Origin of the sequence: Gordonia sp. 'Campus' (assembly GCF_022206305.1) — a bacterium.
Taxonomy (GTDB): Bacteria; Actinomycetota; Actinomycetes; order Mycobacteriales; family Mycobacteriaceae; genus Gordonia.
This window is the reverse complement of the sequence record NZ_JAKOIW010000005.1, coordinates 143,133-159,158: the sequence shown is the minus strand read 5'-3', so window position 1 is coordinate 159,158 and position 16,026 is coordinate 143,133. Positions and strand designations below refer to the sequence as shown.

Below are 16,026 nucleotides of genomic sequence, written 5' to 3'. Positions count from 1 at the left end.
TCGGCTCGCGCGTCGTCGCGCCCGGAACCCAGCGCGCTGCCGGTAATGTCGGATTCTCCATGCTCGCCGGCGGGTGACGACCCCCGATCCCACGCCGCGGGCCCCAGACGTTAGGGCATCATCGACCCATGAGCGAGGGGAAGACGGAGCAGTCTGCCCGGACGCGTCAACTGCTGATCAGCACGGCCGAGCGGTTGATGGCTCTGCATGGCGTGTCGGCGGTGTCGAACCGACAGATCAGCAAGGCTGCGGGCCAGGGCAACAACTACGCGGTCGGCCACCACTTCGGCTCCAAGGACGACCTCGTCCGGGCCACCCTCGTCACGCACAACATCCCCATCGAACGGTTGCGTGCGAAATGCATGCAGGCCGTGGGACCCGAACCCGGGGTGCGCGACTGGCTTCGGTGCCTCGTCGGGCCGGAGATCGAATATCTCGCCCAGCTCGGCGCCCCCACCTACTTCGCGCGGTTCTTCGCCCAGGTGTCCAGCGACCCGGCGGCCACCGCTCTGCTCTACGAACAACTGGCCGGCTCGACCGTTCTCACACAGATCCTCGACCGCTTCTACGGCACCCTGCCGGCGCTTCCCGACGACGTGCTCGAGGTCCGTAACAACATGACCCGCCACCTGATCGTCAACACGCTCGCCGACATCGAGCGCGCCGCCGAGACAGGCGGACCCGCCGCGTCATGGCAGCACCAGTGCGACCTCGTCGTCGACGCACTCGCGGGCATGTGGCTCGCGCCGGTCACATCAGAACAATCCACCTGACCCCGAACGCAGCTGAGCCGCTCAGATCACCACGCCCACGTCGTCGGCCACGATGCGGTCGAGGGCCCGCTCGGCGACCGCGGCGATGGTCATCGACGGATTACAAGCAGCGGTGTTGCCCGGCATGAGGGCACCGTCGACCACGTACAGACCGCGCTGCCCCTTCACCCGCCCTTCCAGGTCGCAGACAGTGCCCATGTTGGCGCCACCGAGCGCGTGCCAGGTCGACGGGAAGACTGCGTTGGTGTCGGTGAGAATCGCGTCCGGGCCGGCGATTCGACGAACCGTGCGATCGATGTGCTTGGTCTGGATCTCCGAATCACCCTCGTGCGGCCAGCGGATCACCGCGTCACCGACGGCGGAGTCGTACGTGATCGCCCCACGTCCCGAGCTGACACCGAAGCCGACCATCATCGTCGTGCCCACGTAGACCGGCAGTGGCGGCAACGACGCCTGGATGATCGTGAACGCGCTCTTCGGATCGCTCCAGTTGGGGCTGCCGAACACCACCGGACCACCCTGCACCGCACCGAAGTCGATACTCGGGCTGGTCCAGGTGTAGATCCGGTCGGCGTTGGTTCCCCAGCCGTGGCCGAGCCCGTCGGGCAGATCCCGGATGGTTCCGGCAGCCTGCGCCTTCACCAGAAGTTTGGTGGTGTTCACGCTGCCCGCGGCCATGAAGACCGTCGGCGTGATCAACTCGTTGTGCTCCAGCACGTTTCCGAACTGGTCGGTGCGTTCCACCTCGAGTGCCCACTTGCCGTCGGGGCGACGTCCGACCTGACGCACGGTGTGCAACGTACGAACCTGCACGAGCCCGGTCGCCTCGGCCTCGCGGATGTAGGTGACGTCCACGCTGTGTTTGCCGCCGTTGTTGACTCCGATCGCCCCGTCGCCGTTGGTGTACGCGGGTTTCATCTCGCCACGCAGTTCGGCCTCGGCGTATCCCCAGTCGATGGGCATGGGGATCTTCTGCAACGGGAGCCCCTCGGCGCGAACTCTTTTCGCGAACTGTCGGGGCGCCAGATACTGCGGTGAACGCACCACGGAGTCCGGGGCCACCGACGCCCCCAGCATGCGAGCGACCCGCGGGTAGTGCACCCGGTTCATGAGCTGCCAGTCGAGCGCGTTCGGGAAGTGTTCGGCGAACACCGCCTCACTCGGTTGCAGGGTCATGCCCTGATAGACCAGTGAACCGCCGCCGAGACCCGCCGGACACAGCGCGGTCATGTTCGCACCGGCGACCGATTCGAACAGCCCCACATAGGGTTCGACGCTCAACGGTTTCCCGAACAGGTTCGGCGTCGACTCGTGCCAGAGCATCCGCTTGTCGGGACTCGAGGCGCGCGGGAAGGTCTCCGAGTTCGGCCCTGTCGGCCACCGTTTGCCACGCTCGAGCAGCAGCACCGGCACACCGGCCTGCGCGAGACGAAGTGCGGCGACCCCGCCGCCGAATCCCGAGCCGACGATCACCACCCGATGTTCCTCGCGGGTTCGACGCACACGCCGTCGCGGCGACGCCGATGCGACGGAGGCGCTTCCGGCCGTGACTGCCGCACCTGCGGCGGTCACCGCACCTGCCGCCTTGAGGAAAGAGCGTCTGGTCTGGAACGCGCCGGTCATTGATCTCCTGTTCGTCGACGCGAGAGTTGTTCTCGGCGTTCGGTCATGTCAACCGGTGAACAGCGTGGCACACTTTCAGTCATGTGACTGAAAGATAAGAAAATCTGGGATCTCGGTGTTGCTACGATGACGCGACCAATTCGGCGGCCGGGGAGCTCCATGTCTGATCATCTGCAGGGCAAGACCATCATCATCACCGGGGCGGGTGGTGGTTTCGGCAAGCTGATCGCCGAGATGTGCGCCGCCGCAGGCGCGCATGTGGTGGGCGTGGACATCGACGGCGAGGGCCTCGCTCGTGTCGTCGACGGCATCGCGGAGTCCGGCGGCTCCGCAGTCGCCCACGTCGCCGACGTCACCGACATGGGCCAGATGAGAGCCGCGGCCGCCCTGGCCGTGGACCGGTTCGGTGCGATCGACGTGATCGTCAACAACGCCGGCGTCATGCCTCTGGCCTTCTTCGCCGATCATGAACGCGCATGGGAGAAGTGGCACAAGGCGATCGACATCAACATCAAGGGTGTCGTCAACGGGATCTCGGCGGTCTACGACCAGATGATCGCCCAGGGGCGCGGCCAGGTCGTCAACATCTCGTCGATCTACGGCAACGGCGGCTTCGAGGGTTCGGGCGTGTACAGCGCCACCAAGGCGGCGGTCACCATGCTGTCGGACTCACTGCGCATCGAGGCCAAGGGCAAGATCAAGGTCACCACCGTCAAACCCACCGGCGTGGCCGGAACCAACCTCGCCAGTTGGATCGTCAACGACCGGGCCATCCGCGGGATCGTCGGGCAGCGGGCGGCGTCGTACCGCGAGCACATCACCGAGTTGATGCAGGACGCTCTGCCGGCCGAGCTGACCGACGTCGATTCCGTGGAGTATTGGCTCATCACCCCGGAGGACCTGGCCCGCGCCGTCGTTCATGTCATCGATCAGCCCTGGGGGATAAGCCTTTCCGACGTGACGGTGCGGGCGAGCGGCGAGGACTACCTGTATTGACCGCTCGACTCACCGGGCCTCTCGCCGACGGTCCGGCCGACCCGGGGATCTAACCGAAGTTGCCTGGTTGCCGACGCTCGCCACGGTATTTGCGGTGGTATTCGTCGTAGAGATCGGCGTTCTTCTCCCGCTCCAGCTTGTTGACCAGCTCAGGGTTCAGCCCGTGCTGGGCCAGCCGGTGTCGCCGGTACACGCGGTTCAGGGCGATCGAGAAGAAGAGGTATGCGAGCAGGATCGGCAGCGTCATCGTGATGCGCACACCCCAATCGGCGGGCACGAAGAGCATCGGGACCAGCACGAGAATGCAGGGCACCGCCCACCGGACCACCATGCGGACCGAAGCGCCGGGCCCGGCGAGGTCGTTGGCCACCCAGTCCAGCATCGGCCTGGGCAGGCGCGCCCAATAGGCGTACTTGACGTACTCCCGGGCGTTCGGCGTGGTGCGCGGTGTGGTGGTCACTTCTCGATCGTGCACCACAGGCCGCGGGTTATCCAACGTCGCCCACCCCACACGAACTCGGTAATCTGACCGGCAACCCGCCGAGGTGACTCGGTCTGCCATCACACGAGAGGACCCGCGATCGCATGGGTTCGGACATCAGCGCGACGCCGGACGACGCATCCGAGGCCGACCCGATCAGCGGACTCGAAGCCGAACTCACCGATTTCTGGCGGCGCGGGCGCGTCCGGACCCGACTGCGTGCGCGCGCCATCGACTCGCGCCTGGATCCGTCGTGCTATCCACTCATCACCGTGCTGGCCCGGCACGACTCCATGCCGATGTCCGATCTCGTCACCGCCGTCGGCATGGAGAAGTCGACGGTCACCCGCCAGATCGACGCGATCGTCCGGCTCGGGTTGGCCGAGCGGCACCCGGACCCGCAGGACGCACGCGCACGGGTCGTGACCCTCACCGATCACGGACGCGAGCGCATCGGCGCGGTGCTCGCCTCGGCGATCACCGAGTGGCGCGCCCGGCTGGCGCAGTGGGATCCCGACGACATCCGGAAGCTCACCGAGCTCCTGCACCGACTCGGCGAAGCAACCAGCGACGCAGACGACACACGCACACCGCGTTGACGAGAGGCGACATACCGGGTGATCCTGGGCCGGTGAATCCGGACCAGGGCCCGCTGCCGCTCGAGGGCATCACCGTCGTCGCTCTCGAACAGGCCGTTGCCGCTCCCCTCGCCACACGCCACCTGGCCGATCTCGGCGCCCGGGTCATCAAGGTGGAACGAGTCGGCGACGGCGACTTCGCGCGTCAGTACGACGCCGCGGTCCGTGGCGGTATGGCAACTCATTTCGTGTGGCTCAACCGGGGCAAGGAATCGGTGGCCCTCGACCTCAAGACCGACGCCGGACGCGACGCGATCAAGACACTGATCGCCGGAGCCGATGTGTTCCTGCAGAACCTCGCGCCCGGCGCCGCCGCCCGACTCGGCCTGGCCGCCGACGACCTGCGCGCCGATCACCCCGAACTCGTCGTCGTCGACATGTCGGGGTACGGCGACGCGGGTCCCTTCCGCGACCGCAAGGCCTACGACATGCTCGTCCAGGCCGAGGCCGGACTCATCTCGGTCACCGGCACACCCGAAGAGACATCGAAGACCGGGATTCCGACGTCGGACATCGCCGCGGGGATGTACGCGCTCACCTCCGTGCTCTCGGCACTGCTGCGGCGTGCCACCACCGGGGTCGGCGCACGGGTGTCGGTGTCGATGTTCGACGCGACGGTCGAGTGGATGGGGCACCCGATGTACATGCGGCTCTACGGCGGGCGACAGATCGCGCGCGCCGGCCTCGGGCACGCCGCGATCGTGCCATACGACAAATACCCCACCCAGGACGGAACGATCCTCATCGGCGTCCAGAACGATCGCGGCTGGGACGCGCTCGCCCGAGTCGTCCTGGAGCGTCCAGACCTCGCCGACGACCCTCGATTCCGCACCAACATCGACCGCGTCTCCAGGCGCGCGGAGGTCGACGACCTCGTCGGCACCGAGACCAAGCGCTTCACGACCGCCGAACTCGACGTCCGTCTCGCGAAGGCCGGCGTTCCGGCCGCCGAGGTCCGTGATCTCGAAGGCGTTGTCACACATCCCCAGCTCAGCGAGCGGGACCGATGGCGCGAGGTGGACACCGAGGTCGGCCCGGTCAAAGCCGTGCTGCCACCATGGACTTTCGACGACGTCGAGTCGGCGATGGGGCCGGTTCCCGCGCTCGGTCAGCACACCGACGCCGTCCTGCGGGAATTCGGCATCGACGTTCTGGAGGGCCCGTCGGCGTAGGATCGTCGGGGTAGACCTGCAGCCCTCGGGTCTTCTTCCTCATGCACGGATACGACGACCTCTCGGAGGCGATATGTCCGACGATTCTCTGTTCACCACGCGCGATTCCGGTGCACCGGCGGGAAGTGACGAGCACTCCCTGACCGTAGGCGCCGGAGGACCGATCGTCCTGCACGATCACTACCTGATCGAGCAGATGGCGCAGTTCAACCGCGAGCGCATCCCCGAGCGTCAGCCGCATGCCAAGGGCAGCGGCGCGTTCGGCACTTTCGAGACCACCCAGGACATCTCGGCCTACACCAGTGCCGCCCTGTTCCAGCCGGGTGTGAAAACCGAGATGGTGGCGCGCTTCTCGACCGTGGCAGGCGAACGCGGCAGCCCCGACACCTGGCGCGACCCGCGCGGCTTCGCACTGAAGTTCTATACGTCCGAAGGCATCTACGACATGGTCGGCAACAACACGCCGGTCTTCTTCGTCAAGGATCCGATGAAGTTCCAGCACTTCATCCGGTCGCAGAAACGGCGTCAGGACAACAACCTTCGCGACCACGACATGCAGTGGGACTTCTGGACACTCTCGCCGGAGTCCGCGCATCAGGTCACCTGGCTGATGGGTGATCGGGGTATCCCGAAGACCTGGCGACACATGAACGGCTACAGCTCCCACACCTACCTGTGGGTCAACGCCGAGGGCGTGAAGCACTGGGTGAAGTACCACTTCAAGTCCGACCAGGGCGTCGAGAACCTCACGCAGCACGAGGCCGACCAGATGGCCTCGGCGGACACCGATTTCCACACGCGTGACCTGTTCGAGAACATCGCGGCGGGCAACCATCCGAGCTGGACGCTGAAGGTGCAGCTCATGCCGTTCGATGACGCGGTGAGTTACCGGTTCAACCCGTTCGACCTGACCAAGGTGTGGCCGCACGGCGACTACCCGCTGATCGAGGTCGGCAAGATGACCCTGCACACCAACCCGGTCGATCACCACACACAGATCGAGCAGGCGGCCTTCGAGCCCAACAACGTCGTGCCCGGTATCGGTTTCAGTCCCGACCGGATGCTGCTGGCGCGCGTCTTCTCCTACGCCGACGCCCACCGTCACCGCATCGGCGGCAATTACAAGCAGATCCCGGTGAACGCGCCGCGCAACGAGGTCCACTCGTACTCGAAGGACGGCGCGATGCGCATCCACAACGTTCCCGACCCCGTCTATGCACCCAACTCCAAGGGCGGACCGTCGGCGCTGTATCCCGGTCAGGGCGAACCCCAGTGGGCCGCGAACGGTGAGATCCTGCGCAGCGCCTATGTCGACCATCCCGAGGACGACGACTGGGGCCAGGCCGGGACGATGGTCCGTGAGGTGTTCGACGACGAGCAGCGCGAACGGTTCGTCGACAACGTGGTCGGCCATCTGCTGAACGGGGTGTCCGAACCGATCCTGCAGCGTGCTTTCGAGTACTGGCACCGCGTCGACCCCGACATCGGGGCCCGGATCAAGTCCGGCGTGACCGAGAAGCAGGACGAGTCGGATCCGAAGGCCGACGACCAGGCCAATCCCGCGCGGTCGTCCGCACAGGAGAAGGCCAAGGCAGAGAAGGCCTGATCTCTCCGATCCCGGTGTCACCGGTCCGGTCATCACCGAACCCGTCGAACGCGCCCTCCGCTCCGGAGGGCGCGTTCTGCGTCGGCGCCCACTAGTCTCGATTCCGTGAGTGTGCGCGCAGGCATCGTGGTCACCGGAACCGAGGTCTTGACCGGCAGGATCGCCGACCAGAACGGACCGTGGGTGTCCGAACAACTCCTCGGGCTCGGTGTGGACGTCGCTCACATCACGGTATGTGGAGACCGCACACCGGATCTCACCGCGCAGCTCCGATTCCTCAGCGAACAGGGCGTGGACCTCATCGTCACCACCGGCGGGCTCGGACCCACGGCCGACGACCTGACCGTTGCGACCGTGGCCGAGTTCTCCGGGCGCGAGCTCCTCCTCGACGCGGACCTCGAGGAGCACATCGCCGGGATCATCCAGCGCTGGCGCGGGGCGTCGTTCGACGTCGACGCCGGCCCTGCCCGCACCGGCATCCGCAAGCAGGCACATGTGCCGGAGGGGGCCGTCGCGATTCCGCCGACCGGTACCGCACCGGGTGTGGTCGTTCCGGCAGCCGGCGGCCTACCGACCGTCGTCGTGTTGCCGGGTCCTCCCGGCGAACTGCAGGAGATGTGGCCCGCGGCGATCGCCTCGCCCGCCGTCGCCGAGGTCCTGGCCCGTGCCGACGACCTCCGGCAGGCGACCCTCCGCGCCTATGGACTGCTCGAGGCCGAGCTCGCCGAGACCCTGCGGACCGCCGAGACGGCCATCCCAGAATTCAGCAGCCTCGAGATCACCACCTGCCTACGCCGCGGGGAACTCGACATGGTGACCAGGTTCGCCGCCGACGACGCACCGGTGTACGACTCACTTCTCGAGCTGCTCGTCGAACATCATGGGCGACAGATCTTCTCGACGAACGAGTCGACCATCGACGACCATCTCGTGGCCGCTCTCGGCGGTCGGTTCATCGCGACCGCCGAGAGCTGCACCGGCGGTCTGATCGCCGCGCGACTCACCGACCGCCCGGGATCGTCGGCCTACGTCGCCGGCGGCGTGGTCTCCTACTCCAACGACGCGAAGACGAACCTGCTCGGCGTGCCGGCAACGCTCATCGAGAAGCACGGGGCCGTCAGTGTCGAGGTGGCCGCGGCGATGGCCGAGGGCGCGCTCGAACGATTCGGCTCGGATGTCGCGGTCTCGACGACCGGGGTGGCCGGGCCGGGCGGTGGCACCGAGGCCAAGCCGGTCGGGACGGTGTGCTTCGGCATCGCGATACCCGGACGCCCCACGGTGACCGTGACGCGGAGATTCCCCGGCGATCGCGAACGTGTGCGTTCGCTGACCACCACGGCCGCACTACATCTCGTGGTGCGCGAGCTCAACGCCGACTGAGGGGCCCTTCGTGGCTCGTCGCTAACGCTCCTCACACCTCAGGGAGCATGGACCTTGCCCTTCGCGAGCCTCCCCCCGCCCCCTGAGGTGCGAGCTCGCGAGCCTCGAAGGGTCAGAGCGGCCCGGTCGGCAGGTGCCTGCGCACCAGCTTGCCGGTCGGGTTACGCGGCAGCTCGTCGACGAAGACGACGTCCCTCGGCACCTTGTACCGGGCAAGGTGAGCCTTCACGTGCGCCTTGATGTCCTCTGGAGTCGGGTTCGCGTTCGGCGCGGCGATGATGAAGGCGCGCAGGCGTTTTCCGTACTCGTCGTCGTCGACACCGATGACCGCGACGTCGTCGATGTCGGGATGGCGGCCGAGGAGGTTCTCGACCTCGAGCGGATACACGTTCTCGCCGCCGGACACGATCATGTCGTCGTCACGGCCGTCGATGTGGAGCAGGCCGTGCTCGTCGAACCGGGCCATGTCGCCGGTGGACATGTAGCCGTCGATGATCTCCTTGTTGCGTCCGTCGGTGTACCCCTCGAACGGGGCACCGTTGCGGACGAACAACCTTCCGCGCACGTTGGTTCCGGAGACCCGCTTGCCCTCGTCGTCGAAGAGCGCCAGTCGGCTGGTGACCGGCGCGCGGCCCACCGTGCCCGGCGCCAGGCGTAGCTCCTTCGGCTGCGCGACCGTCGCGATCGCCACCTCGGTCGAGCCGTACAGGTTGTAGAGCACGTCGCCGAACGTGTCCTGCACCGCCTCCGAAAGTGTCGGCGACAGTGCAGAACCCGCGAGCACGATGATCTTCAGCGACGACACGTCGTACTTGCCGATGACCTCGGGCCCGAGCGCGACCATGCGGTGCAGCATGGTCGGGACCGCCACCAGGACCTCCGCCTTGTGTTCGGCGATCGCCGCGAGCGTCTTCTCGGCGTCGAACCGACGCATCACCACGGTCTTGTTGCCCAGCGCGGTACCCACACCCCACAGGGCGAATCCGGTCGAGTGGAAGATCGGCGACACGATCACCATGGAACTGCGTTGCGGGATCGGAATACGGTCCAGCAGAAGAGCGCTGGCGAACGGTGACATCTTGGACCGCTGGGCGCCCTTGGGCAGGCCCGTGGTGCCGCTGGTGAGGATGACCAGCCCGCCCCATTCGGCCGGCTCGGGCGGAGTGGACGTGTCGCCGTCGGCCACGATGTCCTCGAGGGTCCGGACGCCGTCGCCGATCGGGCGGTTGCCATCGATCCAGGTGACGATGCGCAGCGTGTCGGCGGGCAGGGAGTCGGCGAGGTCGGTGAACTCCTCGTCGTAGAGCATCGCGACGATCTTCTCGCGTTCGGCCACCTCGGCGAACTGGGTCTTGCCGAAGCCGGTGTTCATCATCGCCAGGCGGAACCCGGCCTTGCCCGCGGCGCTCATGGTGGTCAGGAGACCGCGGTGGTCGCGGGCGATGACACCGATGACCGCTCCCGGCTTGATCCCCGACGACAGCAGGTGGTTCGCGAGCGCGTCGGCGTGAGCGTTCAGTTCACCGAACGTGAGCTCGCCGTGTTCGTCGGCGACCGCTCCGGCCTCGGGGTATTCGTCGGCGCCGTGGGCCACCGCTGCCGCACACGGGCCGATGATCTTGGCGCGCTTGACCGTGGTCAGCAGTTCCTTGGGTCGGGTCGGGTCCACCAGACCCGACCGCCGCAGGACCTTGAACGCCCCGAACGCATCCTGAGCCGATTCCACCACCGTGCCGACCGCACCGGGCACCGAGACCATGTCCACCCCACCTTTCGCGGCTGGGCCGCGTCGTCGTTCTCTCCGGGTCCGGCTGCGCGCTCGACGCACCTCTGGTCACCGTTGGTCACCAGCCGCGACACAGGTGCAGGATATTGCCGAGCCAGTCGGCTGATGTCCGTTTCACCCAAATCGGCGTTCGCGCTGCGCTGTTCACTGCATGTGCACCGAGCCACCGCCGCGACCTGATACGTGTCGACCGTGCGGCGAGCTCGTGGCGACAGGCTATCAAGTCTGACAACCCGCGTCCTCAGATCCGCAGCCGCAGCAGTGTCGCCTATCGCTCGTGGGACGCGGAGATGGTCACCGATCGCATCTGCGGCGGGGTGGTGCCGCGGTCGCGCGTCCAGTCCCGCAGTGCGAACTTCTGGATCTTGCCACTCGCCGTCTTCGGCAACGAGTCCACGACGAACACGCTCTCGGGAACCTTCTGCATCGCCACGCCGCGCCCGGACAGGAACTCCCGCACCTCGTCGAGGGTGAGATCGGCACCGTCGCGGGTCACCACGAAGGCGCAACCCCGTTCGCCGGTGCGGGGGTCGGGTCCGGCGACGACGGCGACCTCGGTGACCGCCGGGTGTTCACTCATCTCGTTCTCGACGTCGTGGGCGCTGATCTTCTCCCCCGACCGGTTGATGATGTCCTTGATCCGCCCGACGATGTGGATGCCACCGTCAGCATCGAAGTACGCGAGGTCGCCGCTGCGGAAGAATCCGTCGTCGGTGAACGCCTCCGCGTTGAGGGACGCATCCAGGTATCCGAGAAACGTGTCGGGCCCGCGCCACAGCACCTCGCCCACCGCGCCGGCACCGGCCGTACCCCCGGCGCCGTCGGACACGATCACCTCGGTGGGCGCCAGGACACGTCCGTCCGTTCCGGTTCGCAGTCGCGGACCGTCCCAGCGGTTCGACGACGTCACCGATGGGCCCTCCGTCGCGCCGTACATCCTCGTGACGGTGCCCAGCACCTCCGAAGCTCCGGTCATCAGGGAATCGGGGATGTCGGCGCCGCCGCAGATGATGTAGCGCACCGACGGTGTCCGTACACCGCGTGCCGTGGCCGCATCGAGCAGACCGCGCAGGAACGGCGTCGCGAAGATCATGAAGCTCGCCTTCTCGGAGAGCACGTTGTCCAGCGCCGCTTCTGGATCCCACACGTCCTGCAGCACCACGGGGGCGCCGAGGAGGAACGGCAGCGTCAGGGCACAATTCACCCCGGTCACGTGCGTCACCGGCGACGGGTTGAAGATGACGTCGCGCTCGTTGAGCTCGAAGGTCTCGATCATCGAACTGTTCTCGAAGACCAGCGTGTTGTGGCTGTGCAGAGCACCTTTCGGATCAGCGGTGGTTCCCGAGGTGTACAAGAGCAGACAGATGTCGTCGGGGTCCGCGCGAGGTAGCGAGCGAACCTTCTCGATCATGTCCGGCGTCACCGAGGCGACGAGTTCGTCGAGGCCGATCGTGCTGTCTCCGGGGTTCGCTCCCCCGCCCGTCGTCACCACGAGGTCGAGTTCGGTGAGTCGTTGTCGCAGAGACGCATACATGGCGACATGGTCGAATCCCCGGTGCGTTCCGGGCACGAACGCGACCTTGGTCCCGGCCTGTTCGAGGATGAACCCGACCTCCCGCTCGCGGTAGATGGGCACGATCGGGTTCGCCACCGCGCGGAGCCGGTGGATGGCGTGGAAGACGAGCACGGCATCGGCGGAGTTGGGGAGCTGGAACGAAACGACGTCGCCCGGTCCGACACCACGGGCCGACAGCGCCGCAGCCAGTCGGAGCGAGTCGCGTTCGACGTCGGCGAAGGTGAGTCGCCGGGTTTCGTCGACGACCGCGACGGCATCGGGACACAGCGCCGCTGCGCGTTCGACGAAGAAGTCGAGCGTTCGACCCTGCCAATATCCGGCGGTGCGGTACTGCGCAGCGAGGTCGGGGCGGGGAGAGTGCGTGGGACGCATGGTGATTCCTCTGGAGACTCTTGCCGAATTCTCGTGACGCGTTCTAGAGTAACGCACGTCTCACTAAATATGTACATATTAAGCCGCCCGCAGTCGGCGCCCCTCCCGGAAAGAGACTTCATGGCAACGCAGGATCAACGGAGTCGGCGAGCAGTCGTCGCCGCCGGAATCGGAACGGTCGTCGAGTACTACGACCTCACGGTGTACGCATACCTGGCGGTCGTGGTCAGCCCGCTGTTCTTCCCGAGCGACGACCCCACCGCATCACTGCTCTCGAGCCTGGCGGTCTTCGCGTCGGCCTATCTCATGCGACCGATCGGCGGGATCTTCTTCGGACGCCTCGGCGACCGCTTCGGCCGCAAGCGCGCCCTGCTCGTCTCGGTGATCCTGATGGGCGTCGGCACCACGCTGATGGCGCTCCTCCCCACGTACGCCGCCGTCGGCGTCCTGGCGCCCACCCTGTTGGTGGTAGCTCGACTCCTACAAGGCTTCTCGGCGGGCGGGGAACTCGGCGGCGCACTGACCTACGTCTACGAGATCGTCGGACCCAGGCGCCGGGGACTCGGCGGGTCCATCGTCGCACTCGGTTCCAACAGCGGCTTCGCACTGGCCGCGATCGTGGTGGCCACGACCTCGGCGTTGACCTCGGACACCCAGATGGAGAGCTGGGGCTGGCGCATCCCGTTCGTCGCCGGACTGCCGTTGCTGGTGCTGTGCCTCTGGCTCCGGACCCGGATCGAGGACTCCCCGGAGTTCACCGAGACCGCCGCCCGAAGCGAGCTGCCCAAGACTCCGCTTCGAGACCTGCTGCGCAACCAGCCCTTCCAGGTGCTGCAGGTCTTCGGCCTGGGGATCGCGCAGAACGCGACCGGGTACATGGTGCTCACCTACATGGGAATCCACCTGGTGCGTGAGGGTGGCTACAGCCAGACCGCGGTCACCTGGACCGCAGCCGGTGTCATCGTGTTCATCGCCGCGACCATGCCGTTGGCGGGAATCCTGGTGGACCGCTTCGGTAGTCGGCCCGTTGTCATCGCCGGCCTGCTGACCGCGGCGGTGCTGGCCTACCCGGCGATGGCGCTGATGACCGGCCACGGGTTGGCGGTGGCCGCGATCGCATTCGCCCTGTTCGCCCTCTGCACGCCGCTGATCCAGGTGGGTACCGCACCGTTGTTCCCCTCACTGTTCGACACCAAGGTCCGCCTCACCGGTGTCGCTCTCGGCTTCAACTTGTCGACGGTGCTCGCCGGCGGAACCGCCGCCTACATCGCCACCTGGCTCATCGACCGGACCGGCAACTCGCTCGCACCCGCGTACTTCCTCATCGGTTCCAGTGCGATCGGCCTGATCACGCTGGCGACCATTCGACGAAAGGTGCGGCAGCTCGGCGATCCGACCGACGAACCGATCGCGGCGCCCACCGGCCGCTGAATTGCATGCGCTTCCGGCGGGGTCCTCACCGACCCCGCCGGAAGCGACAAACCGGACGCAGACAAGGGTCGCCTCTCCCGTCCGTGCCCGTTTCGGCATACAGTTCGGGGACTCAGCTCTTCGACTCGGAGGTTCCCGTGGCCAGTGGTCTCGTCGCCCTGCTCGACGACATCGTGACCCTCACCAAGGCCGCCGCCGCATCGCTCGACGACATCGGCGCGGCCGCCGGCAAGGCCAGCGTCAAGGCAGCCGGCGTCGTCGTCGACGACACCGCGGTGACCCCCCGCTACGTCGACGGATTCACCCCGGATCGGGAACTGCCGATCGTGCGGAAGATCGCCATCGGTTCGATCCGCAACAAGCTGCTGATCATCCTGCCGGTGGCGATGATCCTGAGTCAGTTCTTCCCGCAGGCACTGCCCTACCTGCTCATCGCCGGCGGCCTGTTCCTGTGCTTCGAGGGTGCCGAGAAGGTGTGGGAGGCGCTCGGCGGCGGCCACCACGCAGAAGAGCAGACCGGAGCCCGGGGCGGCCCCGAGTTCGAGAAGACGATGGTCAGCGGCGCGATCCGCACCGACCTGATCCTGTCCGCCGAGATCATGGTGATCTCGCTGTCGTCAGTGGAATCCGAGCCGTTCTGGACACGGCTGGGAGTCCTCGTCGTCGTCGCAGTGCTCATCACCGCCCTGGTCTACGGCGTCGTCGCGGTGATCGTGAAGATGGACGACGTCGGACTCGCGCTCGCTCAGCGCGAGTCGCCGTTGGTCCAGAGATTCGGTCGCTCCCTGGTCATCGCCATGCCCAAGATCATGTCGACCCTCACCGTCGTCGGCATCGCCGCGATGCTGTGGGTGGGCGGACACATCCTGCTGGTCAACGTCGGTGAAGCCGGATTCCACTGGCCCGCCGACCGCCTCCACGACGTCGAGCACTGGTTCGGCCATCTCGTCCACGGCGGGTTCGGCTCCGTGCTGTCCTGGACCGCCGGAACGGTGCTCTCCGCCGTCGTCGGACTCGTCGTCGGCGCCATCATCGTGGCCGTCCTCCATGTGATCCCGCGTCGCAAGAAGGACGCCGCACCCGCGCACTGATCCCCGCCCCGCTTCGTCGACCGTGCGTCGTTTCCCGTCGACCGGGCGTCGTTTTGCGTCGACCGTGCGTCGTTTCCCGTCGACCGTGCGTCGTTCGTCGTCGACCGTGCGTCGTTTTCCGTCGACTGTGCGTCGTTTTGCGTCGACTGTGCGTCGTTGCGGTGGGCGTGCGCCGCTCCTGTTGACTGCACCGCCGGTCACGCGAGCAGTCGCCACAAACCGATCAGTCCGACGACGACGATCACCCCGCGAAGTGCCCGCGGGGAGAGGCGACGTCCGTATCTGGCCCCGAGGAAGCCACCGGCCAGCGAGCCGATTGCTATGGCCGCGGCCGCCCACCAGTTGATCCGGTCGAACGCGACAAGGGTGTACGTGACTGCGGCGACGACATTGACCACCAGGCTCAGCAGGTTTTTCGCAGCGTTCATCCGCTGGAGGTGGTCGGGGACGATGACCCCGAGAATGCCCATGAGGAGGATGCCCTGCGCAGCTGTGAAGTACCCGCCGTAGACGCCGACGGCGAATGTCCCCACGGTCATCGCGGCAATCCGCGCGGGACCGAGATGCGGGGGTGTGAGATCACCGCTGCGAGTGGAGCGACCACCTACCCATTTCTGAATGTAGGGCTGGGCGACAACGAGAATCAGCGCGGCGACGAGCAGAACCGGGACGACGGTCTCGAACACGGTCTCGGGCAGGTGGAGCAGGAGCCAGCAGCCGATGATCGCGCCGGTGAACGACGCCGGCATCTGCCAGCGGAGACGCGCCCACTGCCCCTCGAGCTCGCGCCGGTAACCCCACGTACCCGACACCCCGCCGGCCACCAGTCCGATCGCATTGGACATGGTCGCGGTGACAGGCGGGACCCCGAAAGCGACCAGCGTCGGAAACGTGATGAGCGTCCCGCTGCCGACGAGGGCGTTGATGGCTCCCGCCCCGACGCCGGCGGCGAGCACGGCGACTAGTTCCCAGATGGTCACAGTCTCCGAGGGTGCCCTCCGAGATATCCGGCGGGTGCACCGGGGTGGGCTCGACGCGGCTCACCCCAGTGACGAACGCGGCTTCCGACGGAAAAGTGCACGCAACTCGCCGAAGGCGGCG

General features: G+C 67.0%; 13 protein-coding genes. 8 read left to right on the top strand and 5 right to left on the bottom strand.

The genetic code is table 11. From position 1 onward, the window contains the following. Nucleotides 1-128 precede the first annotated feature (128 nt). Nucleotides 129-773 carry a TetR/AcrR family transcriptional regulator gene (locus tag MAY35_RS07705; RefSeq protein WP_238420362.1) on the top strand — a complete coding sequence of 215 codons (645 nt, stop codon included), beginning with the start codon at nucleotides 129-131 and terminating at the stop codon, nucleotides 771-773. Nucleotides 774-794: 21 nt separating this feature from the next. Here MAY35_RS07705 and MAY35_RS07700 read toward each other — a convergent pair whose 3' ends face one another. After that, nucleotides 795-2,396: a GMC oxidoreductase gene (locus MAY35_RS07700; RefSeq protein WP_238420360.1), complete on the bottom strand. Its 1,602-nt coding sequence runs from the start codon at nucleotides 2,394-2,396 to the stop codon at nucleotides 795-797. 159 nt (nucleotides 2,397-2,555) lie between these two features. Between MAY35_RS07700 and MAY35_RS07695 the strand changes: the two genes are divergently transcribed. Then, nucleotides 2,556-3,392, top strand: a complete 837-nt coding sequence (locus MAY35_RS07695) for an SDR family oxidoreductase (protein WP_238420358.1) — start codon at nucleotides 2,556-2,558, stop codon at nucleotides 3,390-3,392. A 49-nt stretch (nucleotides 3,393-3,441) separates the two neighbouring features. Here MAY35_RS07695 and MAY35_RS07690 read toward each other — a convergent pair whose 3' ends face one another. After that, the gene (locus MAY35_RS07690; RefSeq protein ID WP_238420356.1) at nucleotides 3,442-3,852 is read right to left on the bottom strand and encodes a DUF5313 domain-containing protein; all 411 of its coding nucleotides are present in this window, start codon (nucleotides 3,850-3,852) and stop codon (nucleotides 3,442-3,444) included. Between the two features lie 125 nt (nucleotides 3,853-3,977). On the opposite strand from MAY35_RS07690, the gene MAY35_RS07685 reads away from it, so the two are divergent. The 4 genes from MAY35_RS07685 to MAY35_RS07670 all read left to right on the top strand — a co-directional run bounded on the left by MAY35_RS07685 (nucleotide 3,978) and on the right by MAY35_RS07670 (nucleotide 8,669). Further along, a complete protein-coding gene (locus tag MAY35_RS07685) occupies nucleotides 3,978-4,472 on the top strand; it encodes a MarR family winged helix-turn-helix transcriptional regulator (RefSeq protein WP_238420354.1) in 495 nt (164 codons plus the stop codon). A gap of 32 nt (nucleotides 4,473-4,504) precedes the next feature. Continuing rightward, entirely contained in the window at nucleotides 4,505-5,683 is a 1,179-nt protein-coding gene (locus MAY35_RS07680) for a CaiB/BaiF CoA-transferase family protein (RefSeq protein ID WP_238420352.1), read from the top strand. 73 nt (nucleotides 5,684-5,756) lie between these two features. Continuing rightward, nucleotides 5,757-7,289: a catalase gene (locus MAY35_RS07675; protein WP_238420350.1), complete on the top strand. Its 1,533-nt coding sequence runs from the start codon at nucleotides 5,757-5,759 to the stop codon at nucleotides 7,287-7,289. Nucleotides 7,290-7,394: 105 nt separating this feature from the next. Further along, nucleotides 7,395-8,669, top strand: a complete 1,275-nt coding sequence (locus tag MAY35_RS07670) for a competence/damage-inducible protein A (RefSeq protein ID WP_238420347.1) — start codon at nucleotides 7,395-7,397, stop codon at nucleotides 8,667-8,669. Between the two features lie 112 nt (nucleotides 8,670-8,781). On the opposite strand, the gene MAY35_RS07665 is transcribed toward MAY35_RS07670, so the two are convergent. Both MAY35_RS07665 and MAY35_RS07660 read right to left on the bottom strand, forming a co-directional pair. Then, the gene (locus MAY35_RS07665; protein ID WP_238420345.1) at nucleotides 8,782-10,428 is read right to left on the bottom strand and encodes an acyl-CoA synthetase; all 1,647 of its coding nucleotides are present in this window, start codon (nucleotides 10,426-10,428) and stop codon (nucleotides 8,782-8,784) included. Between the two features lie 295 nt (nucleotides 10,429-10,723). Then, nucleotides 10,724-12,403 carry an AMP-binding protein gene (locus MAY35_RS07660; protein WP_238420343.1) on the bottom strand — a complete coding sequence of 560 codons (1,680 nt, stop codon included), beginning with the start codon at nucleotides 12,401-12,403 and terminating at the stop codon, nucleotides 10,724-10,726. Nucleotides 12,404-12,523: 120 nt separating this feature from the next. On the opposite strand from MAY35_RS07660, the gene MAY35_RS07655 reads away from it, so the two are divergent. Continuing rightward, nucleotides 12,524-13,834: an MFS transporter gene (locus tag MAY35_RS07655; RefSeq protein ID WP_238420341.1), complete on the top strand. Its 1,311-nt coding sequence runs from the start codon at nucleotides 12,524-12,526 to the stop codon at nucleotides 13,832-13,834. 137 nt (nucleotides 13,835-13,971) lie between these two features. Then, on the top strand, nucleotides 13,972-14,925 hold the full coding sequence (locus MAY35_RS07650; RefSeq protein WP_238420339.1) for a DUF808 domain-containing protein: 954 nt from the start codon (nucleotides 13,972-13,974) through the stop codon (nucleotides 14,923-14,925). 197 nt (nucleotides 14,926-15,122) lie between these two features. Here MAY35_RS07650 and MAY35_RS07645 read toward each other — a convergent pair whose 3' ends face one another. Further along, nucleotides 15,123-15,905: a sulfite exporter TauE/SafE family protein gene (locus MAY35_RS07645; RefSeq protein ID WP_238420336.1), complete on the bottom strand. Its 783-nt coding sequence runs from the start codon at nucleotides 15,903-15,905 to the stop codon at nucleotides 15,123-15,125. Between the last annotated feature and the right edge of the window lie 121 nt (nucleotides 15,906-16,026).

What these genes read in the sequence shown, in the direction of transcription:
- MAY35_RS07700 (WP_238420360.1), bottom strand. Translation starts at nt 2,396, where the DNA reads ATGACCGGCGCGTTCCAGACCAGACGCTCTTTCCTCAAGGCGGCAGGT.
- MAY35_RS07685 (WP_238420354.1), top strand. Translation starts at nt 3,978, where the DNA reads ATGGGTTCGGACATCAGCGCGACGCCGGACGACGCATCCGAGGCCGAC.
- MAY35_RS07695 (WP_238420358.1), top strand. Translation starts at nt 2,556, where the DNA reads ATGTCTGATCATCTGCAGGGCAAGACCATCATCATCACCGGGGCGGGT.
- MAY35_RS07660 (WP_238420343.1), bottom strand. Translation starts at nt 12,403, where the DNA reads ATGCGTCCCACGCACTCTCCCCGCCCCGACCTCGCTGCGCAGTACCGC.
- MAY35_RS07665 (WP_238420345.1), bottom strand. Translation starts at nt 10,428, where the DNA reads ATGGTCTCGGTGCCCGGTGCGGTCGGCACGGTGGTGGAATCGGCTCAG.
- MAY35_RS07655 (WP_238420341.1), top strand. Translation starts at nt 12,524, where the DNA reads ATGGCAACGCAGGATCAACGGAGTCGGCGAGCAGTCGTCGCCGCCGGA.
- MAY35_RS07675 (WP_238420350.1), top strand. Translation starts at nt 5,757, where the DNA reads ATGTCCGACGATTCTCTGTTCACCACGCGCGATTCCGGTGCACCGGCG.
- MAY35_RS07705 (WP_238420362.1), top strand. Translation starts at nt 129, where the DNA reads ATGAGCGAGGGGAAGACGGAGCAGTCTGCCCGGACGCGTCAACTGCTG.